Source organism: Gallibacterium genomosp. 1 (genome assembly GCF_000771875.1).
GTDB lineage: Bacteria > Pseudomonadota > Gammaproteobacteria > Enterobacterales > Pasteurellaceae > Gallibacterium.
The window spans coordinates 1-20,067 of record NZ_JPXX01000018.1 but is presented as its reverse complement, the minus strand read 5'-3'; the positions used below and the strand labels follow the sequence as shown (position 1 = coordinate 20,067).

Sequence of the window (20,067 nt, the reverse complement as noted above, 5' to 3'; positions counted from 1 at the left end):
TGTGTTTATTTCACCAACTCAGCGTATTTTTTCGCTTTCACCATCGTGGAATCAATATAGCTTTTCACCCATTGACTATCTTGAATATCAATGTTCACGCCAATATTTTTTGCCACTTGTTGGAATTTCGGCTCCTGCATAATATTTTTTAGGGCGTTGTAGGCTTTTTCCACATTGGCAGGATCGGTACCGGCACGCATAAATACCGCACAGATATTGGTCATCCAAGTATCGTGCCCAAATTGGGTCACACTCGGCAAATCATACACATCATCTTTCAGCGGTTTATTATCGAAAGCAATGACCGGAATAATATTACCCGCTTTAGCAAATTCTTTCGCAAGAGAGGCGTGGGTAACCGCAAAATCAATTTCGCCAGAAACAACAGCTGCAAGGGCTTGGTTTGCGCCTTCATAAGGGATAATTTTGAATTTGCCACCCATTTCATCAATTAACGCCGCAGATTGTAATGCTTCTGAAGAATTGACACCATTTGCCCCAATTTTGATTTCCTTGCCTTCTTTAATGGCTTGGGCTAAATCTTGATAGCTTTTCACGCCAGTTCTCGGATTAGTCAGCAAGATGAAGGTAGAAGAATACACGTTAATAACAGGAACAAAATCTTCAAATTTGTAAGCTACTTTCATTGTCAATGGCGCAATGGCGAAGCTACCTTCACCACCAAAAATCATTTTCGTGGAATTTGGTTTTTCTTTGAGATATTCCGTCAGTGCCACCGCACCGCCAGACCCTAAAATATTATCCGCTAATAAAGGCTGACCAAATTGAGCCTTACCAAATTCAGACATCGCACGATTGACTTGATCCGCTAAACCGCCCACCGCCCAAGGGGTGATAATAGTCACAGGGCCTGAAGGCCATTCTTGCTGTGCTTTTTTATCTTCTTTACAGCCTGTTAATAGAGACAGACCAAGCACACCAGCTAAACTCACAGCTAATAGTTTTTTCAATGATTTCATCGTTTCCTCCTAGAAATGAACAAGATGAGTTGAAACTTAAGATTAGCTTAATTAAGAACAATACGCCTTGTTATGATGATTGTCATAAAAACAGAATGATCGGGATCACAAAATTGACAATTTTGTTAAAAATATTTAATGGAGCGATGAAATGCTGTGGGGCTTAGTTCCTTTAAACTACAGCGATGCTTAAATATATTTAATCATATGCTTGGCTTATTTCTATGAGCATTTAATTACGGTTTTGTAACAAATAATTTATATGTATGACAGGTACTTTCGGTGACTTACCGCTAAATACTTTCCCCAATATGAATATGGTAGCCTAAATCAATAATACTGCTTTGCTGTGGGATACCATTAATGCGATTAAGTAACTCTTCTGCTGCACGTTTACCTATTTCCAGACGAGGCGTGATAACGGTAGCCAGTTGAGGTGTCATTGATTGACCAACATCGTGTCCGTGGAAACCGGCAATACCAATCTGTTCCGGTACTTTAATTCCTAAACGTTGGCACTCAAATAATGCACCAACAGCAAGGTCATCATTAGTACAGATAATGCCGTCAATCTGAGGATACTGTTTTAATGCTTGGTGAAGCAGTTCTGCTCCTAATGAGAATGATGATGGCTGCTCAGTGATTAAGCTATGAGGCACTAAATTGTGTTTTTTCATTGCTATTTCATAGCCTTGCATTTTGAGATGAGTTCGTTTATCCATTCGTGCAGTAAAATAGACAATATGCTGATGCCCACGTTGAATCATTGTTTCTACCATTGCTTGGGAAGCAACGTTATTATCAAAACCAATGACTTGTTGAATACCTAACTGATGGCTATCCATAATCTCAATTACTGGAATATTAGCTACTTCAATCATTTTTAAGGTTTTTTCGGAGTGGTGATTTTCTGAAAGGATTAATCCATCAACATTATAAGAGAGTAGTGATTCTACACGCTGTTCTTCTTTTCCCAGACTATATCCATAGTGAGCAAGCATTGTTTGATAACCGGCTTTATCGGTGATAGTTTCAATTCCTTTAATTACATCAGCAAAAACTTGGTTGGTTAATGAAGGAACTAAAACACCAATAGCCCGACTTTTAGCATTAGAGAGCATACTTGGTGCCCGATTCGGAATATAACCGAATTGTTCTATCGCCGCCGCAATTTTTTTGCGAGTTTCTTCAGCAACGGAATCTGGATTGCGTAAATAACGACTGATAGTCATTTTAGTTAGACCTAAATGATCGGCTATATGTTGTAATGTCGGGCGTTTATGCGAAGTATTCATCAATAACTCTTTAATGGTTAAGATTCCACAGTTCACGATGGCAGACTTATCTTAAGCTAGGAGGTAATTTTTCCCAATTATGCAATTCATAGCGTAACATACTATGTATTATAGGTCGCTCTGTGAATTGGAACATTATGAAAATAAAGATAAAAAACACCCGCTATTTTAGGGAAAATAACGGGAGTATAACAACAAAAATTAACGAGTACTGGTACTGGTTGTAGTACGATTCGCTCTTCTGCGATCTATTTCTGTTAAGAAACGTTTCCGAATGCGGATAGAACTTGGTGTAACTTCAACCAACTCATCATCGTCAATAAACTCTAGAGCCTGTTCAAGCGTGAATTTTACTGGCGGAACTAATACTATGGCATCATCTTTACCGGCTGCACGCATATTGGTTAATTTTTTCCCCTGCAAACAGTTAACAGTTAGGTCATTTGAACGGCTATGAATGCCGATAATCTGACCTTCATAGACTTCAGCACCGTGTTCAATCATCAATTTTCCACGCTCCTGCAAGCCGAATAGAGCGTAAGCTAAAGCTTTACCAGTGGCATTGGAGATTAATACTCCGTTTTGACGCTGACCAATATCCCCAGGTTTAACATCATCATAGTGGCTGAAACTTGAGTAAAGTAACCCTGTTCCGGAAGTCATTGTCATAAATTCATTACGAAAACCGATCAAACCTCGGCTTGGAATAATATATTCTAGACGGGTACGCCCTTTACCATCTGGTACCATATCACGCACTTCACCTTTACGAATCCCTAACGCCTCCATTACGGCACCTTGATGCTGATCTTCAATATCAATAGTAACTTGCTCAAATGGCTCCTGTTTACGACCATCAATTTCACGGAAAATTACTTTTGGACGAGAAACGGCTAATTCGTAACCTTCACGGCGCATATTTTCGATTAAAACGGAAAGATGCAACTCACCACGACCGGATACTTTGAAAGCATCGGGATCTTCTGTTTCTTCAACGCGTAATGCTACGTTATGTACTAACTCTTTGTTCAAACGTTCTAAGATTTGACGAGAGGTAACATATTTACCTTCACGCCCACAGAATGGAGATGTATTTACACAGAAAAACATTGTTACGGTTGGTTCATCAACGGTTAATGCCGGCAATGCCTCCACATTATTGATATCACAAATGGTATCAGAAATATTTAATTCGCCTAAACCTGTCAATGCAATAATATCGCCAGCATTAGCAACATCTTCTTCGTAACGTTGTAAACCTAAGTGACCTAGCACTTGACCAACACGAGCATTACGAGTTTTACCTTCACTATCAATAATAGTAACGGCTTGGTTCGGTTTAATTGAACCTCGTTTGATACGACCAATACCGATAACTCCAACGTAATTGTTATAGTCCAATTGAGAAATTTGCATTTGGAATGGTTGATCCAAATGTACTTCTGGTGGCGCTACATATTTTACAATCGCTTCAAACAGAGGTGTCATATCATCCGCTAATTGGTCGTGATCTAAACCGGCAACGCCGTTCAATGCAGAGGCATAAATAATCGGGAAATCGAGCTGTTCATCAGTTGCACCTAAATTGACAAAAAGATCGAACACTTGATCAACAACCCAATCTGGTCTTGCGCCTGGACGATCCACTTTATTAATCACCACAATCGGTTTTAATCCGTGCGCAAAGGCTTTTTGGGTAACGAAACGAGTTTGCGGCATCGGACCGTCAAATGCATCAACTAATAATAAAACACTATCAACCATAGAGAGAACACGTTCTACTTCACCTCCGAAGTCAGCGTGTCCTGGAGTATCTACAATATTAATGCGGTAATCATTCCAATTAATGGCGGTATTTTTTGCAAGAATAGTGATACCACGCTCTTTTTCTAACGCATTGGAGTCCATAACTCGTTCATCTGTTTCACCGGAACGAGATGATTCCAGTGTGCCTGATTGTTGTAATAGTTTATCAACGAGTGTAGTCTTTCCGTGGTCTACGTGAGCGATAATCGCAATATTACGCAATTTACTAATATCTAAATCGTTTTTCATGTAAAAATTATCTTGTAGTATTTTGAAATAGTTTGGCTATACTGAATATACTTGTTGCCTTTGAAGCCTTGTCATTTCAGTATAGCGAGTGAAAAGGTGGCAAATTATACAGCGTTTTAATGAAGACGGCTATTAAATAATGTAGTGTTACAATTTTTTGATTTAGATATTTTTTATTAAAAATGAAAAAAATTGTTTTATTTTTAATAAAAGTAGGATATTGTTTATCTGAATCTAAAAAACCAACATTATATTTATAAATTAACTAGTCAAATACGAGAGGATTGATTATGGCAAACACTCAAGCAATTGCAAAAGTCTTTGAACTTATTGAAGAACACGGAATTCGTTTTGTTGATCTTCGTTTTACAGACATCAAAGGGAAGGAACAACACGTTTCTGTGCCAGTTAGTGCTGTTGATGAAGATTTTTTTGAAGATGGAAAAATGTTTGATGGATCTTCTATCGCCGGTTGGAAAACTATCAATAAATCCGATATGGTATTGATGCCGATTCCAGAAAGTGCATTAGTCGACCCTTTCTTTAGCGTTCCGACACTCTCTATTCGTTGTGATGTTTATGAACCAACTACAATGCAAGGTTACGATCGCGATCCGCGTTCAATTGCAATTCGAGCAGAAGAATACCTTAAAGCATCTGGTATTGCAGATACTGTATTAGTTGGACCGGAACCTGAATTTTTTATCTTTGATGATGTACGTTTCAAAACAGGAATGTCAGGTTCTTTCTATGAAATTGATGATATCGAAGCGAGCTGGAATAGCGACAAAGAGTATGAAGGTGGAAACAAAGGTCATCGTCCGGCAACTAAAGGTGGTTATTTCCCTGTTCCACCGGTTGATTCTTCACAAGATTTACGTTCTGAAATGTGCTTAGTAATGGAAGATATGGGCTTAGTGATTGAAGCTCATCACCACGAAGTAGCAACAGCCGGACAAAACGAAATTGCTTGTCGTTTTAATACGTTAACTTTAAAAGCGGATGAAACACAAATTTATAAATATGTTGTTCATAATGTTGCGTTTGAACACGGTAAAACCGCTTGTTTTATGCCAAAACCACTTTTTGGCGATAACGGTTCAGGTATGCACTGCCATATCTCTTTAGGTAAAGATGGTGTGAATTTATTCTCCGGTGATAAATATGCTGGATTATCTGAACTTTCTCTCTTCTTTATTGGGGGTGTAATTAAACACGCTAAAGCATTGAATGCGTTTACCAACCCGACAACCAACTCTTATAAACGTTTGGTACCTGGCTATGAAGCACCAGTATTGTTGGCTTATTCAGCAAGTAACCGTTCTGCATCAATTAGGATTCCTACAGTATCAAGTCCTAAAGCGCGTCGTATTGAAGTTCGTTTCCCAGATCCAGGTGCAAACCCATATTTGGCATTTTCTGCAATTTTAATGGCAGGTTTAGATGGTATTATCAATAAGATCCATCCAGGGGATGCAATGGATAAAAACTTATACGACTTACCGCCTGAAGAGTTAAAAGAGATCCCAACCGTAGCTGGCTCTTTAGATGAGGCGCTTGCTTCATTGGCAGCAGATCACGAATTCTTAACTCGTGGTGGTGTATTCAGCAACGACTTTATTGAAGCTTATATCGAATTGAAAAATAAAGAAGTTGATCGTATTCGTTTACTACCACATCCGGCAGAATTTGAATTGTATTATTCACTTTAATTGTTACTGAAAGTCAGTTAAGTCAGGCTCCGAGAATAAGAAATTTTCGGAGCTTGTTTTTTTAGATAAAAGTAGTCTAATCCTTGATAAAACAGTTGATTTGTATTAAAACTAACTAAAGTTACCTAACACAACTGAGGAGTAAATAATGAGACTTTATACTTATGAGCATTGTCCATATTGTGTACGTGCCAGAATGATTTTCGGTTTAAAAAATATCCCGGTTGATGTCATTGTGTTGGCAAATCATCACGAAGATACCCCTATGCAATTGGTGGGGCGTAAAGTAGTGCCGATTCTTGCCGATAGTGATGGAATGGTAATGCCGGAAAGTTTGGATATTGTCCGTTATGTTGATAAAAAATATGGTGAGCCTTGCTTAAAAGAAAATGTTCGTGAGGAGGTAAGTCAATGGTTGCAAAAAGTAGGGAGTTACTATAATCATTTAGTGATTCCTCGATTTACACAAATCGGCTTAAAAGAGTTTGCAATGCCGGAATCAGTGGAATATTTCACTATGAAAAAAAGCAAAATAATTGGTAATTTTGCTGAAAATTTAGCGCAGACCCCACAATATTTAGCAAAAATTAATCAGGATCTTAAAGAATTGAACGATTTGATTATTAGTCCGAAAGCCAGTTCTGGTGAATTGTCTATCGAAGATATTGTCTTATTCCCGGTTCTACGTAATTTAACGATTGTGAAAGGAATTGAATTTCCGAATAAAGTTGCTGCCTATGTGAAAAAAATGTCATTGATGTCAGGCATAGAGCTTTATACGGATAGGGCGGTTTAATAAATTTTTTGTCAAAGATCTATTGCTTTTTTGTAGATGATACAGTAGTGTAAATAGCAGTTTTAACATTAAGGATACAAAAAATGAAATTTTCTCGAATTGCTCATCATCACCATCATCAACCTGATTAATCTTTCAGGCGATGGTGCGTGGAAGATTAATAATCTTCCGAGCATTCGATATGAATCACAATCCTCTCGGAAGATAATTTCGAGAGGATTTTTTATTTTCAGTTATAGGAAAAAATTATGAGCATTACACAACTTTCTCGTAAAAATATTCAGGCATTAACCCCTTATCAATCTGCACGTCGGTTGGGGGGAAAAGGAGATATTTGGCTAAATGCCAATGAATACCCAATCTCACCGGATTTCTCATTAAGCGTTCAAAATTTTAATCGTTATCCTGAAGCACAACCACAGGCAGTGATCCAGTCTTATGCAAATTATGCTGGTGTGATTATGAACAATGTGTTAGTGAGTCGTGGTGGAGACGAAAGTATTGAATTAATTATCAGAGCTTTTTGTGAGCCGAGTCAGGATGCTATTTTGTATTGTCCTCCAACATATGGGATGTATTCAGTTAGTGCAGAAACTTGCGGAATTGCTTGCAAAAAAGTGCCATTGACTAAAGACTTTCAACTAAATTTAGCTGAAATTGAGTGTCAATTGGATAATGTGAAAGTTGTGTTTGTTTGCAGTCCGAATAATCCTACTGGGAATTTATTAAAACGTGAGGATTTAATTTCTTTGCTAGAAATGACAAAAAATCGTGCAATTGTGGTGGTTGATGAAGCCTATATTGAATTTTGTCCGCAAGCAACAATGGTTTCCGAGTTAAAAAATTATCCACATCTTGCTATTATCCGTACTTTGTCTAAAGCCTTTGCCTTAGCCGGCTTGCGTTGCGGTTTTACGCTTGCCAATGAAGAGTTAATCGGTGTGTTGCAAAAAGTTATCGCACCTTATCCGTTGCCGAGTCCGGTCGCTGATATTGCTGCTCAAGCACTTTCTGCGCAAGGGCTAGCGTTAATGAAGCAGCGCGTTGAGGAAGTGTTGATTAATCGTGTTAAATTAAGTGAAGCATTGGCGCAATGTCCGATAATTGATATCGTTTATCCAAGTGAATCCAATTACATCCTGTTTAAAGCACAAAATGGACAAAAGTTATTTCAATATTTATGGGATAACGGCATTATTTTGCGTAATCAGAACAGTCAATTATTTTTAGAAAATTGTATTCGTATTACTGTCGGTACAGCAGCAGAAAACAGCCGTACACTAGAAGCCATTAATCAATTTGCACAGCAAGGAAAATAATATGAAAAAACAACAATCTATCTTATTTATCGATCGCGATGGCACATTAATTGATGAGCCGAAAACGGATTTTCAAATTGACAGCTTGGAAAAGCTCAAATTTGAAAAAAATGTTATTCACGCGTTGTTGAAACTGCAAAAGAAATATCACTTTGTAATGGTTTCAAATCAAGATGGCTTAGGTACAGATTCCTTTCCTAAAGAGGATTTTGATAAACCGCATAATGCAATGCTTGATCTTTTCCGTTCACAAGGCATTGAATTTGATGATATTTTAATTTGTCCGCACAAGCCTGAAGACAACTGCCAATGCCGTAAGCCAAAAACTAAATTGCTCAAAAAATACATTGAAAAACAGCTTTTTGATCCTGCCACCAGCTTTGTAATTGGCGATCGTACCACTGATGTGCAATTGGCTGAAAATTTAGGTATTCAAGCCTTGCAATATCACCCAGAAAAGTTGAATTGGGATTTGATCGCAGAAAAATTATTGGCTGAACCCGTTACCAATATCGGCGAACGCACGCCACGTTATGCCGAAGTGGAACGCAAAACCAAAGAAACAGACATCAAAGTGCAAGTGTGGCTAGACGAAACGGGCATAAACCACATTCACACAGGCGTGGGCTTTTTCGATCATATGCTCGACCAAATCGCTACTCACGGTGGTTTTAGAATGAACATCAGCTGCAAAGGGGACTTGCATATTGACGAACACCACACGGTGGAAGACACCGCTCTCGCACTCGGCACAGCGTTAAAACAAGCCATCGGCGATAAACGTGGCATCGCCCGCTTTGGCTTTATGTTGCCAATGGACGAATGCAAAGCGGAATGTGTGTTGGATCTTTCTGGTCGCCCTTATTTCAAATTTAAAGCCAAATTTAAACGAGATAAAGTGGGCGATTTCAGCACAGAAATGACCGAACATTTCTTTCAATCCCTCGCCTTTACAATGCTTGCCACCTTGCATTTAAAAGCCAGCGGCGACAACGATCACCACAAAATCGAAAGCCTGTTTAAAGTGTTCGGACGCACCTTAAGACAAGCCATTCGTATTGAAGGCAATGAAATGCCGAGTAGTAAGGGTGTGTTGTAAAACTATAGGAGAAAAAACATGAAACATATTGTTGCAAGAATATACTTACCTAAACAGGAATTAAGTCCAACCAATAAAGCATCATTAAAAATTCAGAATAATAATATTCTATTTTTACGACAAACACTTCTTGAAGCATGCCATTTTTCAATAAGTGATGATAAAAACTCTTGGGAATTAGTTTTTTTCAAGGATACTCCGTATAAACAACATATTTTCGTTAAATTTTTAGATATCTCACATATAGAGACAAAAAATATAAATGAGACGATAAAAAAATCTTCTCCTGATTATAAGCAATATAATCATCTATATTCTGCTTGCTGTTTAATTGATGAAAAAGAATTAAACCAAGTCTCAGAAAGACTATCTATATCAGTTAGGGAAAGTAAATCAATAAAAGAAAATCATTTTTTAGAACATACTTCTCATCATGATCATATTGATGGAAAAGGATTCTCTTTCTTTACTCATCTTCCTAAGCAGGTAGGTAATTTTGAAAGGAGCATTTTGCTATTAAGCCTTGCTTATGCTTATCTTGAAGCAATGGCTGTTTTGAACGATGAACTATCCAAAACAATTGCACGAGAACCAACTAATGTTAGTTTGTTACAGGATATTTATATTAAAGCAACAAAATTTAACGGTATATTTTTCTATAATCAACCAGTCCTTCATGATAAAACAACTCTTGCAGAGGTTTGGGAGCGTATTAATAATACCTTAGGCATAACTAAAGCTAATCAAGAGCTATTAAATAAATTGTCAAATGCACATTATATTCTAAATTTAGATAAAGAACAAAAACAGCAAAAAAAGCAATTTATTATCAATATAATTTTTGCACTTGCTGGAATATTAATCGGAGCAGCGCAATTATCTCCATTTTTTAAATAGAATTAAAATCTGATGGCATAATGAATAATAGGAAGATAAAATGCTAACTGATACCCATATCATCACCGACATCAAACAAATCATCGCCCAATCCCGTGAAAATGCGGTAAGAGCGGTGGATTTTCAGCGTGTGCTGATGTATTGGCACATTGGCAAGCGTATTTTTGAAGAAGAACAGCAAGGGCAAGAGAGGGCGGATTATGGGGCTTATTTAATCAAATATCTTGCTCAGCAACTTGAACCTGAATTTGGCAGTAGCTTTTCTCATCGAAATCTGAATTGGTATCGCCAATTTTATCGAACATTTCCAATTGTGAACGCACTGCGTTCACAATTAAACTGGACGCAATATCGCTTGCTTTTACGCCTCAACGATCCTGATAAACGCGAGTTTTATATTGGTGAAAGTATCAAAAATAATTGGAGTTCTCGCCAGTTAGAACGCCAAATCAACAGCAGTTTATACGAACGTTTATTATTGAGTAACGATAAAGAAACCGTGCTTGCAGTGGCGAATAATCAGCTTGTTCCCAGTGATCCGAAACAGATTATTAAAGATCCGATGGTGTTGGAATTTCTTGGTCTGCAACGTGAAAGTGCTTATTACGAAAAAGATCTTGAACAAGCCATTATTACTCACTTACAAGAATTTTTACTTGAATTAGGCAACGGCTTTTCTTTTTTGGCTCGTCAGAAACGTTTACATCTTGATGGCGATGATTTTTTCGTGGATCTCGTTTTATACAATCGCTTGTTGCAATGCTTTGTGATTATCGAAATCAAAACCCACAAATTAACCCATCAGGATTTGGGGCAGTTGCAAATGTATGTGAATTATTTTGATCGTGTTGAAAAACTGCCACGAGAAAATCCAACCATTGGCATTTTATTATGTGCGGATAAAAATGATAGCGTGGTGAAATTTTCTTTACCCGAAAATCAACAGCAAATTTTCGCCAGCCAATATCAACTTTATCTGCCGTCAGAAGAATTATTACTGACAGAAATACGCAAAGAAATCGAAAATTTTGAACAAAAACAACAAGAAAGCTAGGAAATTCAGAAAACAATGCAAACTATTACTATCATCAACACAGGCTGTGCCAATCTGTCTTCGGTTAAATTTGCCTTTGAACGATTAGGCTATCAGGCGGAAATTACGGACAATCACACCACAATTCAGCAAGCGGAAAAACTGGTTTTACCCGGTGTTGGCACAGCACTGGCGGCAATGCAAAGTATGCAAGCTCGCCAATTAACGGACATTTTAACCCAGCTCAGCCAGCCCGTTTTAGGCATTTGTTTGGGAATGCAATTAATGACCGATTATTCAGCGGAGGGTGAGATCAGCACGCTCAAACTCATTCAGGGAAAGACGGAATTATTGCCAAACAAAGGCTTGCCGCTACCGCATATGGGCTGGAATAAGGTGCATTATCAGGATCTCCACCCACTATTTGAACATATCCCACAAGATAGCTATTTCTATTTTGTGCATAGCTATGCCGTGTTGCCGAATGAAAATACCATTGCAGCCTGTGATTATGGCGTGCCATTTTCTGCAGCGATTGCAAAAAATAATTTTTACGGCGTGCAGTTTCACCCCGAGCGTTCAGGCAAGGTGGGCGAACAATTATTGCGGAATTTTATGGAAAATCTGTAATTTAAAAACGGCAAAATCGTTCACACTACCACAGGCTTAAGCAGCCCATGGGGCTTGAAATTACGTTTATGGCTTAGTTAATAAAAACAAAAGAGAACACAACAATGAAAAAAACATCACAAATTATCCCCGCACTTGACCTTATTGACGGCAAGGTTGTGCGGTTGTATCAAGGGGATTACGCCCAGCAAACCCAATATAGCGACAATCCCATCGCCCAATTTCAGCATTATTTATCGCAAGGAGCGAAACAACTCCATTTGGTGGATTTAACGGGGGCGAAAGATCCGAGCCAACGCCAAACTAAACTTATTGGCGAAATCATTGCTGCAACGCAAGCTAATATTCAAGTGGGTGGTGGCATTCGTACAGAACAAGATGTGGCGGATCTATTGCGTGTTGGGGCGAACCGTGTGGTCATTGGATCAACGGCGGTTAAGCAGCCTGAAATGGTGAAGCAATGGTTTCAAAAATACGGTTCGGAAAAATTCGTTTTAGCCTTAGATATTCATATCGTGGACGGTGAAAAACGTATCGCCATTCACGGCTGGCAAGAAACCAGTCCGCTGACGTTAGAGCAAGTGATTGAAGATTTCAGCCAAGTGGGCTTACAGCACGTGCTATGCACTGACATTTCTCGCGATGGCACGTTGCAAGGCTCGAATGTGGCATTATATCAAGAAATCTGCACCGCCTTTCCACAGATTGAATTTCAATCCTCAGGTGGTATCGGCTCATTAACAGACATCGTCGTGTTAAAAGACACCGGCGTGGCTGGCGTGATTGTTGGTCGCGCTTTATTAGAAGGAAAATTTGACGTGGCGGAGGCAATCCAATGTTGGCAAAACGCATAATCCCTTGTTTAGACGTTCGTGATGGACAGGTGGTGAAAGGCGTGCAATTCCGCAACCACGAGATTATCGGCGATATTGTGCCGCTAGCAAAACGTTATGCGGAAGAGGGAGCGGATGAGCTGGTGTTCTATGACATCACCGCCTCGTCAGACGGCCGCACCGTAGATAAAAGCTGGGTGGAACGTGTGGCGAAAGAGATCAATATTCCGTTCTGTGTGGCAGGTGGCATCAAAACCATTGCGGATGCCGAGCAAATTTTCACTTTTGGCGCGGATAAAATTTCCATAAATTCCCCCGCACTTGCTGATCCTGATTTAATCTCTCGCTTGGCGGATCGCTTTGGCGTGCAAGCCATTGTGGTGGGGATCGACACTTGGTATGATGCCAAACAAGATAAATATTGGGTGAACCAATACACAGGCGATGAAAAACGCACCCGCCAAACAAACTGGCAAACCCTCGATTGGGTGCAAGAAGTACAAAAACGCGGGGCAGGTGAAATCGTGCTAAATATGATGAACCAAGACGGCGTGCGTCAAGGCTATGATTTAGTCCAACTGAAAAAAGTGCGAGAAGTATGCAATGTGCCACTGATCGCTTCAGGTGGAGCGGGTGAAATGGTGCATTTCCGCGATGCCTTTATTGAAGCCCATGTGGACGGTGCGCTAGCCGCTAGCGTGTTTCATAAGCGGATTATTGATATTGGGGAGTTAAAACAGTATTTACGCAATGAAAAAATTGAAGTGAGAGGTTAGGAATAAAATGAGCAATAAATTATTAACAGAACAAATTAATTGGCAAAAAGTGGGCGGTTTGCTCCCTGTTATCGTACAAAATGCAAACACTTGCGAAGTGTTAATGCTGGGCTATATGAATGCGGAAGCCCTTGAGAAAACCCTTGCGGAGCGGAAAGTTACCTTTTATTCACGTACCAAGCAACGCTTATGGACAAAGGGGGAAACTTCTGGCAACTTTTTAAATGTTGTTGATTATACATTAGATTGTGATTGTGATACTTTGTTGATCTTGGCAAATCCGATTGGTGCAACCTGTCACGAAGGTACTGATAGCTGTTTTTCACCGGTTTCTGAAACACCGAATTGGATTTTCTTGAGTAAATTGGAAAAACTGTTGAATGCGCGTAAAAATGCTGATCCGAAGAGTTCTTATACCGCTTCACTTTATGCACGAGGCACAAAACGTATTGCACAAAAAGTCGGCGAAGAGGGGGTAGAAACTGCATTGGCGGCAACCGTGAAAGATCGCGAAGAAACCATTTGCGAGGCGGCGGATCTAGTTTACCATTTGACTGTATTATTGCAGGATGCCGATTTAGACTGGAGTGATGTTATTGAAAAATTAAAAGAACGTCATAAATAAACATCTGCAAACTAGTATTTATGGGGCGGTAAGCCCCATTTTTTATGCGTTTAAAATCTGTTTTACTGTAGAAATTATGTTGGTTGCCTGCATAATAGTCGAAATTACTGCTACACCGTCTGCTCCTGCTTGTAATAGGGCAGGGACGTGTTCTACTTTAATTCCTCCAATGGCTACTAATGGTTTGTAGACCCCTTGCTCACGTAAAAATTGCACAAAGTTTATTCCTACAGCGGGAGCAGCATCTGCTTTGGAAAAAGTGGGAAAAATCGGACCACAGCCATAATAATCCACACCATCGAAAGCATTATGTTGCTGCGCTTGTTGCAAGGTATTTACTGACAAACCAATGAGCATTTTGCCTTGAATTTGTTGGGCTAGCTTATCCACAGCAAAATCTTTTTGCCCAACGTGAATGCCGTCTGCGTGCAATTTTTCTGCCAGCGCCACATCATTATTGATAATAAAAGGCACATTATATTGTTGGCATAAATGTTGGCATTGGCGAGCAAGTTGCTCAATTTGTTGCGGATCTTGCAGGGAAAATTGCCCTTTTTCACGAAATTGATAACAAGTAATGCCGGCTTTTAACGCTTGTTCTAAACGATCTAATAAGGTTTGTTGTGGCTGGCTTGCATTATATTGTGGTAGGTGACGGCAATCTTGCGTACCTGCGACTAAATAACAGCGTAAAATTGATTTATCCATTTTTTTGCTCCTGTGAATAAGCCCAGTGATTGGTTGGGCCGTGTCCGTGTCCGATATTTAAAGGGTGCGTGATGGCGCTGGTAATAAAGGCTTTGGCCGTTTTGCAGGCTTGCTCCAAAGATTGCCCTTTGGCAAGTTCAGCGGTTAAGCAAGCGGAAAAAGTGCAGCCTGTGCCGTGGGTATGCGGCGTGTTAAAACGTGGGCTTTCCAAGACAAAAGATTCTGTCGGCGTGAAAATAAAATCTTGGCATACTGCGCTTTCGCTGTTTTGCTGATGCCCACCTTTTATAATCACAGTTTTTGTGCCCATTTGTTGTAAACGTTCAGCAATTTTCGCAATATTGTGCTGATCTTTAGCTTTCAATCCTGTTAGGGCTTCTGCTTCAGGAAGGTTTGGCGTTAGCACATCGGCTAATGGTAATAATTGCTCACGCATCGCTTGAATTGCTGATTGTTGCAACAAACTTGCACCCCCTTTGGCTATCATCACAGGATCGATAACCACATTCTCAAATGGGTGCTGACGTAAAAAAGCTGCCACGGTTTGGATAATTTCAGCCGTGCCGAGCATACCAATTTTTACCGTATTGGGCGTGAAATCTTCCACAATCGCCTTGAGTTGCGCCTCAATGGTGCTAAGGGGAATCAAATGAATATCCGTTACGCCTAAGGTATTTTGTGCGGTAACGGCGGTGATCACGCTCATTCCAAATACATTACGCATTTGAAAGGTTTTCAGATCGGCTTGAATACCTGCACCGCCACCACTGTCTGAACCAGCAATGGTTAGAGCTTGTGAAATATGAATCATTGTTGCTCCTTAGTTTTCAATGTGAACCTGTGCGAATTGTGCCACTTGTTGATCGCTCAGCTCGCCAAGCTGATCTAAAAGAGCGGTATAAAATTGCCCATATTTTGTGCTTCCTAACTCTTTTGCTGCGAGTTGCCCTGCCACCGCATAAGCTGCACTGGCTTGCACTATCGCATTAAAAGGTTGGTTTGGATCGACCGCTAAAAAAGCCCCTAACACTGCACCAAGCAAACAGCCTGACCCTGTGATTCTAGGAAACATTGGCGTGCCGTTATCAATGGCAGCCACTTGCACACCATCGCTGATGTAATCTACCGCACCGCTCACCGCCACAACACATTGATGGCGGTGTGCGGCAAGTTTTGCAATTTGTGCCACATCGCCTTCGCCTTGTCCTGCGTCCACGCCTTTCGCTACCCAATTCACCCCTGCTAACTGAGCGATTTCTCCAGCATTACCACGAATAGCTGTGAATTTTACCTTGTTAAGTAATTCGGCGACTACATCCTTGCGATATTGTGTTGCACCCACGCCCACAGGATCAAGCACCACAGGGATATCAGCTTTATTCGAGGCTTTGCCTGCCGCCAGCATAGCTTTTACTTTGAAAGGATCGAGCGTACCAATGTTAATTACTAAGGCAGCGCTAAATTGGGCAAGATCCGCCATTTCTTCTTCGGCATCAGCCATAATTGGTGAGGCTCCCAAGGCTAACAGCCCGTTCGCTACATAGTTTGCCACCACAATGTTGGTAATGTTGTGGATTAAAGGATTGGTTTGGCGAATTTTTTCTAATAAATTGAATTTCATATCATTTCTCTTCTATTTGATTTGACGAGCATAATCGGATAAAGCTGGTACTTTCTTAATTAATCCTTGTTGGTACATAAATTCTGCCATTGTTTGATAACGGTGCTGATCCAATGCACGTGGCGTTAAGCTTAAACGAGGTAAGGTATCTTGCCACGCTAAACGATTCAACTCGTTATCTAATTCTTGCGGTTTATAGCTAATAAATGCTTGCCACGCCTCTTGCGAATGATTACTGATATAAACGGTTGCCTGTTCAATAGCAGTGAGAAAAGCGGAGAGTTTTGCTTGATATTGAGGGGTATCTAATTTGTTTTTATTGGCTAATAAAATCAATTCATCATAGATTGGCACACCGTGTTCTTCCGGATAAAAAGCGATACCCTGTTGTTTTTCTAAACTAAGCTGATTAAGTTCAAAATTACGAAATGCACCGACTACACCATCTACTTGTTTGCTCATCAATGCCGGTGATAATGACCAATTTACATTGATTTTTTCTACTTCATTCGGATTAACGCCGGCGGATTTCAGCATTGTGCCGAGTAAAACCTCTTCAAAACCACTGACCGAATAACCGATTTTCTTGCCTTTAAAATCAGCTAATGTTTTGATATTGCTCTCCTTTAAGGCAACGATACTGTTTAACGGTGTTGCGATTAATGTGGCTATACGAACCAAAGGCAAGCTTTGATCAACATCTAAATAAAGTTGTGGTTGATAACCAACAGCTAAATCACTTTTGCCGGCAGCAACTAATTTTGGTGGTATAGAGGGATCGGCAGGTTCAATGATTTCCACCTCAATTCCATTTTTTGCAAAAAATCCTTTCTGTTGCGCCACAATGAGAGCAGCGTGATCAGGGTTAACGAACCAATCCAGTTGTAAACTTAATTTTTCAGCTTGCGCAAACCAAGCAAAAAATGAGAGTAAAAATGCAGTAAAAAATAGACGAATTTTCATAAGATTTCCTCTGATTAATGTTATGAACGATCCAACCCCATTTGCCAAAAGGCAATTTCCATTCGGGTAGCGGTGGTAAAAATATGCTGCAAATTTTGCTGTTGTTGTGGAGAAATACCGGAACAAAGTTGTTCTAGCTGTTGTGCAATAGCATTGGCAGCAGCTTGAAACTCCTTGGAGGCATAGGTATCAATCCAAGTCTGATAAGGATTATTTTTCGACTGCGGTAAAGCTGCTAGTCGTTTACCGATTTCTGCATAGCCTAAAGCACAAGGTGCAATCGCAGTATAGAGTTCAGCTAACCCCCCTTGTAAGCCACAATCGAGCATATAACGGGTATAAGCAACGCAAGCAGGTGATTCTGGTGTATTGTCCAGTTCTGTTTTAGAAATTTGCCATTGCTGACAATAATGAATATGTAATTGCACTTCTGCCAAAATATTCTGTAAATCTTGATTAAAAGCAGTAAGTTGCACAAAATGGTGAGATTTATACATTGCTAATGCTAAAGCGCGACTGTAGTGCAACAAATAATGATAATCTTGAATTAGATAGTGTTGAAAGCATTCAATTGGTAAAGAACCATTTCCTAGTTGTTGTACAAATGAATGTCTGACATAACGTTGCCAATCTGGTTGTGCTTGCTGAATAAATTGTTGTGTAATTGACATCATTTCTCCTTAACGTAATTGCGTTACCCAAGGTAATGCACGGTGCAGTAATTTATCGGTAATAAAAAAGAGTAAAAGTGTGATCGACATTAATAAAAAGAGTGCTGAAAACATTAAATCAACCTGCATACGAGCATTGGCGTGTAGCATTAAATAACCTAAACCTTGATTAGCACCAACCCATTCTCCGATTACTGCACCGATTGGGGCGATGGAAACAGCGATTCGTAAACCGGAAGCAAGTGAAGGCAATGCTGCTGGCAAACGAACTCTAAACAGCATTTGCCAACGATTAATCTGCATTGTTTGTGCTAATTCCAGCCAAATTCTTGGTGTATTTCTTAAACCGTCATAACAGTTGGCTGTCACTGGAAAATAGATAATTAAAATCGTCATTGCGATTTTTGAAGCCAGTCCATATCCTAGCCACAACACCAACAGAGGTGCGATAGCAAAAACAGGAATAGCTTGAGAAATAAGTAGTAACGGCAATAAAAAAGTAGCAATCCGATTGGATATAGAGAGCAAAATGGCGGAAAACAAACCGAAAATAAAGCCAAGAAACAAGCCAAGAAAAATTTCCAATAACGTAACCATTGTGTGCTGCCACAACAGTTGATGATGGGAAGTGAGCTGTTGGAACACATCAGACGGTGTCGGCAACAGATAGTGCGGTAAATCCCAAATAAGAATTGTGCCTTGCCATAACGCTAATAAAAATAGACAGAGCAGAGCGGTTTTTAACAGTGAGGATAGTGAATACATTAAAATTCCTCCTGCAAAAGAGAGAATAACTGTTGGTATATCTGCCAAAATTGCGGTTGTTGCGGAGAATGAACAGCGGTTGAAACTTTTTGTGAGAGAACAACCCGATCAGTTTGTTTTTGCAGAACAAAAATATCATCACATAGTTGTAACGCTTCTTGTGGATCGTGTGTGACCAATAGGAGCGTTTTCCCGGCTAATAAGGTTGTCGCAAGTTGATAGAGCTGTTGGCGAGTAACCACATCTAAAGCGGAAAAAGGCTCATCCATTAAGATCAAATCGGAAGATTGCATTAGCGTTCTCGCTAATGCTACACGTTGTCGTTGTCCGCCGGAAAGTTGATAACAAGGCTTATGCTGATAATCCGCTAATTGCACTTGCTCTAGTAGTGATAACGCTTGTTGGCGACTAGCTTTATTTTTTGACCCCTGTAAATGATGTGCCAGTTGTACGTTGTCTAAAACGGAAAGCCAAGGAAACAAGCCATCATTTTGCGCCATAAAAGCAATTTTTTGCTGATGATTCGGACAATGTTTAACTATAATTTTTCCAGATTTTATTGTATTTTGTTCTAATCCGGCAATAGCACGCAATAAAGTTGACTTGCCGACGCCGGAACGCCCAAGAACAGCACTCCAGCGAGAATGAGCAATATTGAAATTAAAGTCGACAAAAAGTGGTTTGTCAGTAAATGACAATGTTAATTGCCGGATTTCTACCGCATTCATTATCAATAACCTGATATCAATGAGTTAATGATAAATAGCGGTAATGAGTAAAAATCAGAAAGGAAATGGGAATAGATAAAAGGTGTAAATGTTGCATAATTAGTTTCCTACGTCAGTGCTAACTGGATCAGGTTCAACGGGTATTTTCTCAGCTGTTAAACAGCACCCCGACTAATGGTCGATTACTTTACAGCGAAATTTTGACAATGGCAACAGATCAATAATGATAAATTTAAGAAAATTGTTGTTTTATGCTATATCAAAACAAAATCGAACTAATATTTGAGCATTTTATCTTTAACTTAGTTAGATAATTGTAAAATGATAAAGTGATTAAAAACGAAAAATCCCCCACTATTTACTAATGGGGGAGTGTTCAATATTAAATCACAAAAGCAAAATTATAGAATTTCTTTTGCTTTAGCAACGACATTATCCACAGTAAATCCGAATAATTTAAATAACTCGCCTGCTGGAGCAGATTCACCAAAGCGGTTCATTCCGACAACACGACCTTCCAAGCCAACATATTTATACCAAAAATCCGAAATGCCGGCTTCA

The 20,067-nt window shown here is 39.6% G+C and carries 21 protein-coding genes, 1 riboswitch and 1 other annotated feature; of the genes, 10 read left to right on the top strand and 11 right to left on the bottom strand.

Annotation, left to right across the window (positions count from 1 at the left end):
• Positions 1-5 precede the first annotated feature (5 nt).
• The 3 genes from JP36_RS05820 to typA all read right to left on the bottom strand — a co-directional run bounded on the left by JP36_RS05820 (position 6) and on the right by typA (position 4,330).
• Positions 6-980, bottom strand: coding sequence for a tripartite tricarboxylate transporter substrate binding protein (locus JP36_RS05820; protein WP_039089720.1), 975 nt, complete (start codon positions 978-980; stop codon positions 6-8).
• Between the two features lie 293 nt (positions 981-1,273).
• On the bottom strand, positions 1,274-2,275 hold the full coding sequence (gene gntR, locus JP36_RS05815; RefSeq protein ID WP_039172900.1) for a gluconate operon transcriptional repressor GntR: 1,002 nt from the start codon (positions 2,273-2,275) through the stop codon (positions 1,274-1,276).
• 201 nt (positions 2,276-2,476) lie between these two features.
• On the bottom strand, positions 2,477-4,330 hold the full coding sequence (gene typA / locus JP36_RS05810) for a translational GTPase TypA (protein WP_039145505.1): 1,854 nt from the start codon (positions 4,328-4,330) through the stop codon (positions 2,477-2,479).
• Between the two features lie 290 nt (positions 4,331-4,620).
• On the opposite strand from typA, the gene glnA reads away from it, so the two are divergent.
• The 10 genes from glnA (at position 4,621) to hisIE (ending at position 14,050) form a co-directional block, all read left to right on the top strand.
• Positions 4,621-6,042 (top strand): glutamate--ammonia ligase, encoded by a 1,422-nt coding sequence (gene glnA / locus JP36_RS05805; protein ID WP_039133952.1) that lies wholly within the window; start codon positions 4,621-4,623, stop codon positions 6,040-6,042.
• A 148-nt stretch (positions 6,043-6,190) separates the two neighbouring features.
• Positions 6,191-6,838 (top strand): glutaredoxin 2, encoded by a 648-nt coding sequence (gene grxB / locus JP36_RS05800; RefSeq protein WP_039133949.1) that lies wholly within the window; start codon positions 6,191-6,193, stop codon positions 6,836-6,838.
• 106 nt (positions 6,839-6,944) lie between these two features.
• Positions 6,945-7,064, top strand: a sequence feature (His leader region).
• Positions 7,065-7,086: 22 nt separating this feature from the next.
• The gene (gene hisC / locus JP36_RS05795) at positions 7,087-8,157 is read left to right on the top strand and encodes a histidinol-phosphate transaminase (protein ID WP_039172898.1); all 1,071 of its coding nucleotides are present in this window, start codon (positions 7,087-7,089) and stop codon (positions 8,155-8,157) included.
• Between the two features lies 1 nt (position 8,158).
• Complete coding sequence (hisB, locus tag JP36_RS05790) at positions 8,159-9,256, top strand: bifunctional histidinol-phosphatase/imidazoleglycerol-phosphate dehydratase HisB (RefSeq protein ID WP_039172897.1); 1,098 nt, start codon at positions 8,159-8,161, stop codon at positions 9,254-9,256.
• Between the two features lie 18 nt (positions 9,257-9,274).
• Entirely contained in the window at positions 9,275-10,153 is an 879-nt protein-coding gene (locus JP36_RS05785) for a hypothetical protein (RefSeq protein ID WP_052119454.1), read from the top strand.
• Positions 10,154-10,193: 40 nt separating this feature from the next.
• Positions 10,194-11,207 (top strand): PDDEXK nuclease domain-containing protein, encoded by a 1,014-nt coding sequence (locus JP36_RS05780; protein WP_039172894.1) that lies wholly within the window; start codon positions 10,194-10,196, stop codon positions 11,205-11,207.
• 15 nt (positions 11,208-11,222) lie between these two features.
• Positions 11,223-11,816 (top strand): imidazole glycerol phosphate synthase subunit HisH, encoded by a 594-nt coding sequence (gene hisH / locus JP36_RS05775; protein ID WP_039172892.1) that lies wholly within the window; start codon positions 11,223-11,225, stop codon positions 11,814-11,816.
• Between the two features lie 104 nt (positions 11,817-11,920).
• Complete coding sequence (hisA, locus tag JP36_RS05770) at positions 11,921-12,670, top strand: 1-(5-phosphoribosyl)-5-[(5-phosphoribosylamino)methylideneamino]imidazole-4-carboxamide isomerase (protein WP_039172889.1); 750 nt, start codon at positions 11,921-11,923, stop codon at positions 12,668-12,670.
• On the top strand, positions 12,652-13,425 hold the full coding sequence (gene hisF / locus JP36_RS05765; RefSeq protein WP_039172885.1) for an imidazole glycerol phosphate synthase subunit HisF: 774 nt from the start codon (positions 12,652-12,654) through the stop codon (positions 13,423-13,425). Before hisA ends, hisF begins: the two co-directional genes overlap by 19 nt.
• A 7-nt stretch (positions 13,426-13,432) precedes the next feature.
• On the top strand, positions 13,433-14,050 hold the full coding sequence (hisIE, locus tag JP36_RS05760; protein WP_039172882.1) for a bifunctional phosphoribosyl-AMP cyclohydrolase/phosphoribosyl-ATP diphosphatase HisIE: 618 nt from the start codon (positions 13,433-13,435) through the stop codon (positions 14,048-14,050).
• Between the two features lie 42 nt (positions 14,051-14,092).
• Here the strand turns inward: hisIE and thiE are convergent, their stop codons facing one another.
• The 8 genes from thiE to JP36_RS11970 form a co-directional block, all read right to left on the bottom strand.
• Complete coding sequence (thiE, locus tag JP36_RS05755; protein ID WP_039172879.1) at positions 14,093-14,758, bottom strand: thiamine phosphate synthase; 666 nt, start codon at positions 14,756-14,758, stop codon at positions 14,093-14,095.
• Entirely contained in the window at positions 14,751-15,569 is an 819-nt protein-coding gene (gene thiD, locus JP36_RS05750) for a bifunctional hydroxymethylpyrimidine kinase/phosphomethylpyrimidine kinase (protein ID WP_039172877.1), read from the bottom strand. The genes thiE and thiD overlap by 8 nt, the downstream gene beginning before the upstream one ends.
• A gap of 9 nt (positions 15,570-15,578) precedes the next feature.
• Positions 15,579-16,379 carry a hydroxyethylthiazole kinase gene (thiM, locus tag JP36_RS05745; protein ID WP_039172875.1) on the bottom strand — a complete coding sequence of 267 codons (801 nt, stop codon included), beginning with the start codon at positions 16,377-16,379 and terminating at the stop codon, positions 15,579-15,581.
• A gap of 12 nt (positions 16,380-16,391) precedes the next feature.
• Positions 16,392-17,342: an ABC transporter substrate-binding protein gene (locus tag JP36_RS05740; protein WP_039172873.1), complete on the bottom strand. Its 951-nt coding sequence runs from the start codon at positions 17,340-17,342 to the stop codon at positions 16,392-16,394.
• Between the two features lie 20 nt (positions 17,343-17,362).
• Positions 17,363-18,007, bottom strand: a complete 645-nt coding sequence (gene tenA, locus JP36_RS05735; RefSeq protein WP_209434478.1) for a thiaminase II — start codon at positions 18,005-18,007, stop codon at positions 17,363-17,365.
• 15 nt (positions 18,008-18,022) lie between these two features.
• Positions 18,023-18,778: an ABC transporter permease gene (locus tag JP36_RS05730; protein WP_039172867.1), complete on the bottom strand. Its 756-nt coding sequence runs from the start codon at positions 18,776-18,778 to the stop codon at positions 18,023-18,025.
• Positions 18,778-19,506, bottom strand: a complete 729-nt coding sequence (locus tag JP36_RS05725) for an ABC transporter ATP-binding protein (protein ID WP_039172864.1) — start codon at positions 19,504-19,506, stop codon at positions 18,778-18,780. The genes JP36_RS05730 and JP36_RS05725 overlap by 1 nt, the downstream gene beginning before the upstream one ends.
• Positions 19,507-19,593: 87 nt before the next feature.
• Positions 19,594-19,686: riboswitch (TPP riboswitch) on the bottom strand.
• Between the two features lie 221 nt (positions 19,687-19,907).
• The coding region (locus JP36_RS11970; RefSeq protein ID WP_167332835.1) for a transketolase-like TK C-terminal-containing protein at positions 19,908-20,067 on the bottom strand (160 nt) is incomplete at its 5' end.

Excerpts from the sequence above, each read along its gene's own strand:
- JP36_RS05820 (WP_039089720.1), bottom strand. The coding sequence starts at position 980 with ATGAAATCATTGAAAAAACTATTAGCTGTGAGTTTAGCTGGTGTGCTT.
- gntR (WP_039172900.1), bottom strand. The coding sequence starts at position 2,275 with ATGAATACTTCGCATAAACGCCCGACATTACAACATATAGCCGATCAT.
- typA (WP_039145505.1), bottom strand. The coding sequence starts at position 4,330 with ATGAAAAACGATTTAGATATTAGTAAATTGCGTAATATTGCGATTATC.
- glnA (WP_039133952.1), top strand. The coding sequence starts at position 4,621 with ATGGCAAACACTCAAGCAATTGCAAAAGTCTTTGAACTTATTGAAGAA.
- grxB (WP_039133949.1), top strand. The coding sequence starts at position 6,191 with ATGAGACTTTATACTTATGAGCATTGTCCATATTGTGTACGTGCCAGA.
- hisC (WP_039172898.1), top strand. The coding sequence starts at position 7,087 with ATGAGCATTACACAACTTTCTCGTAAAAATATTCAGGCATTAACCCCT.
- hisB (WP_039172897.1), top strand. The coding sequence starts at position 8,159 with ATGAAAAAACAACAATCTATCTTATTTATCGATCGCGATGGCACATTA.
- JP36_RS05785 (WP_052119454.1), top strand. The coding sequence starts at position 9,275 with ATGAAACATATTGTTGCAAGAATATACTTACCTAAACAGGAATTAAGT.
- JP36_RS05780 (WP_039172894.1), top strand. The coding sequence starts at position 10,194 with ATGCTAACTGATACCCATATCATCACCGACATCAAACAAATCATCGCC.
- hisH (WP_039172892.1), top strand. The coding sequence starts at position 11,223 with ATGCAAACTATTACTATCATCAACACAGGCTGTGCCAATCTGTCTTCG.
- hisA (WP_039172889.1), top strand. The coding sequence starts at position 11,921 with ATGAAAAAAACATCACAAATTATCCCCGCACTTGACCTTATTGACGGC.
- hisF (WP_039172885.1), top strand. The coding sequence starts at position 12,652 with ATGTTGGCAAAACGCATAATCCCTTGTTTAGACGTTCGTGATGGACAG.
- hisIE (WP_039172882.1), top strand. The coding sequence starts at position 13,433 with ATGAGCAATAAATTATTAACAGAACAAATTAATTGGCAAAAAGTGGGC.
- thiE (WP_039172879.1), bottom strand. The coding sequence starts at position 14,758 with ATGGATAAATCAATTTTACGCTGTTATTTAGTCGCAGGTACGCAAGAT.
- thiD (WP_039172877.1), bottom strand. The coding sequence starts at position 15,569 with ATGATTCATATTTCACAAGCTCTAACCATTGCTGGTTCAGACAGTGGT.
- thiM (WP_039172875.1), bottom strand. The coding sequence starts at position 16,379 with ATGAAATTCAATTTATTAGAAAAAATTCGCCAAACCAATCCTTTAATC.
- JP36_RS05740 (WP_039172873.1), bottom strand. The coding sequence starts at position 17,342 with ATGAAAATTCGTCTATTTTTTACTGCATTTTTACTCTCATTTTTTGCT.
- JP36_RS05730 (WP_039172867.1), bottom strand. The coding sequence starts at position 18,778 with ATGTATTCACTATCCTCACTGTTAAAAACCGCTCTGCTCTGTCTATTT.
- JP36_RS05725 (WP_039172864.1), bottom strand. The coding sequence starts at position 19,506 with ATGAATGCGGTAGAAATCCGGCAATTAACATTGTCATTTACTGACAAA.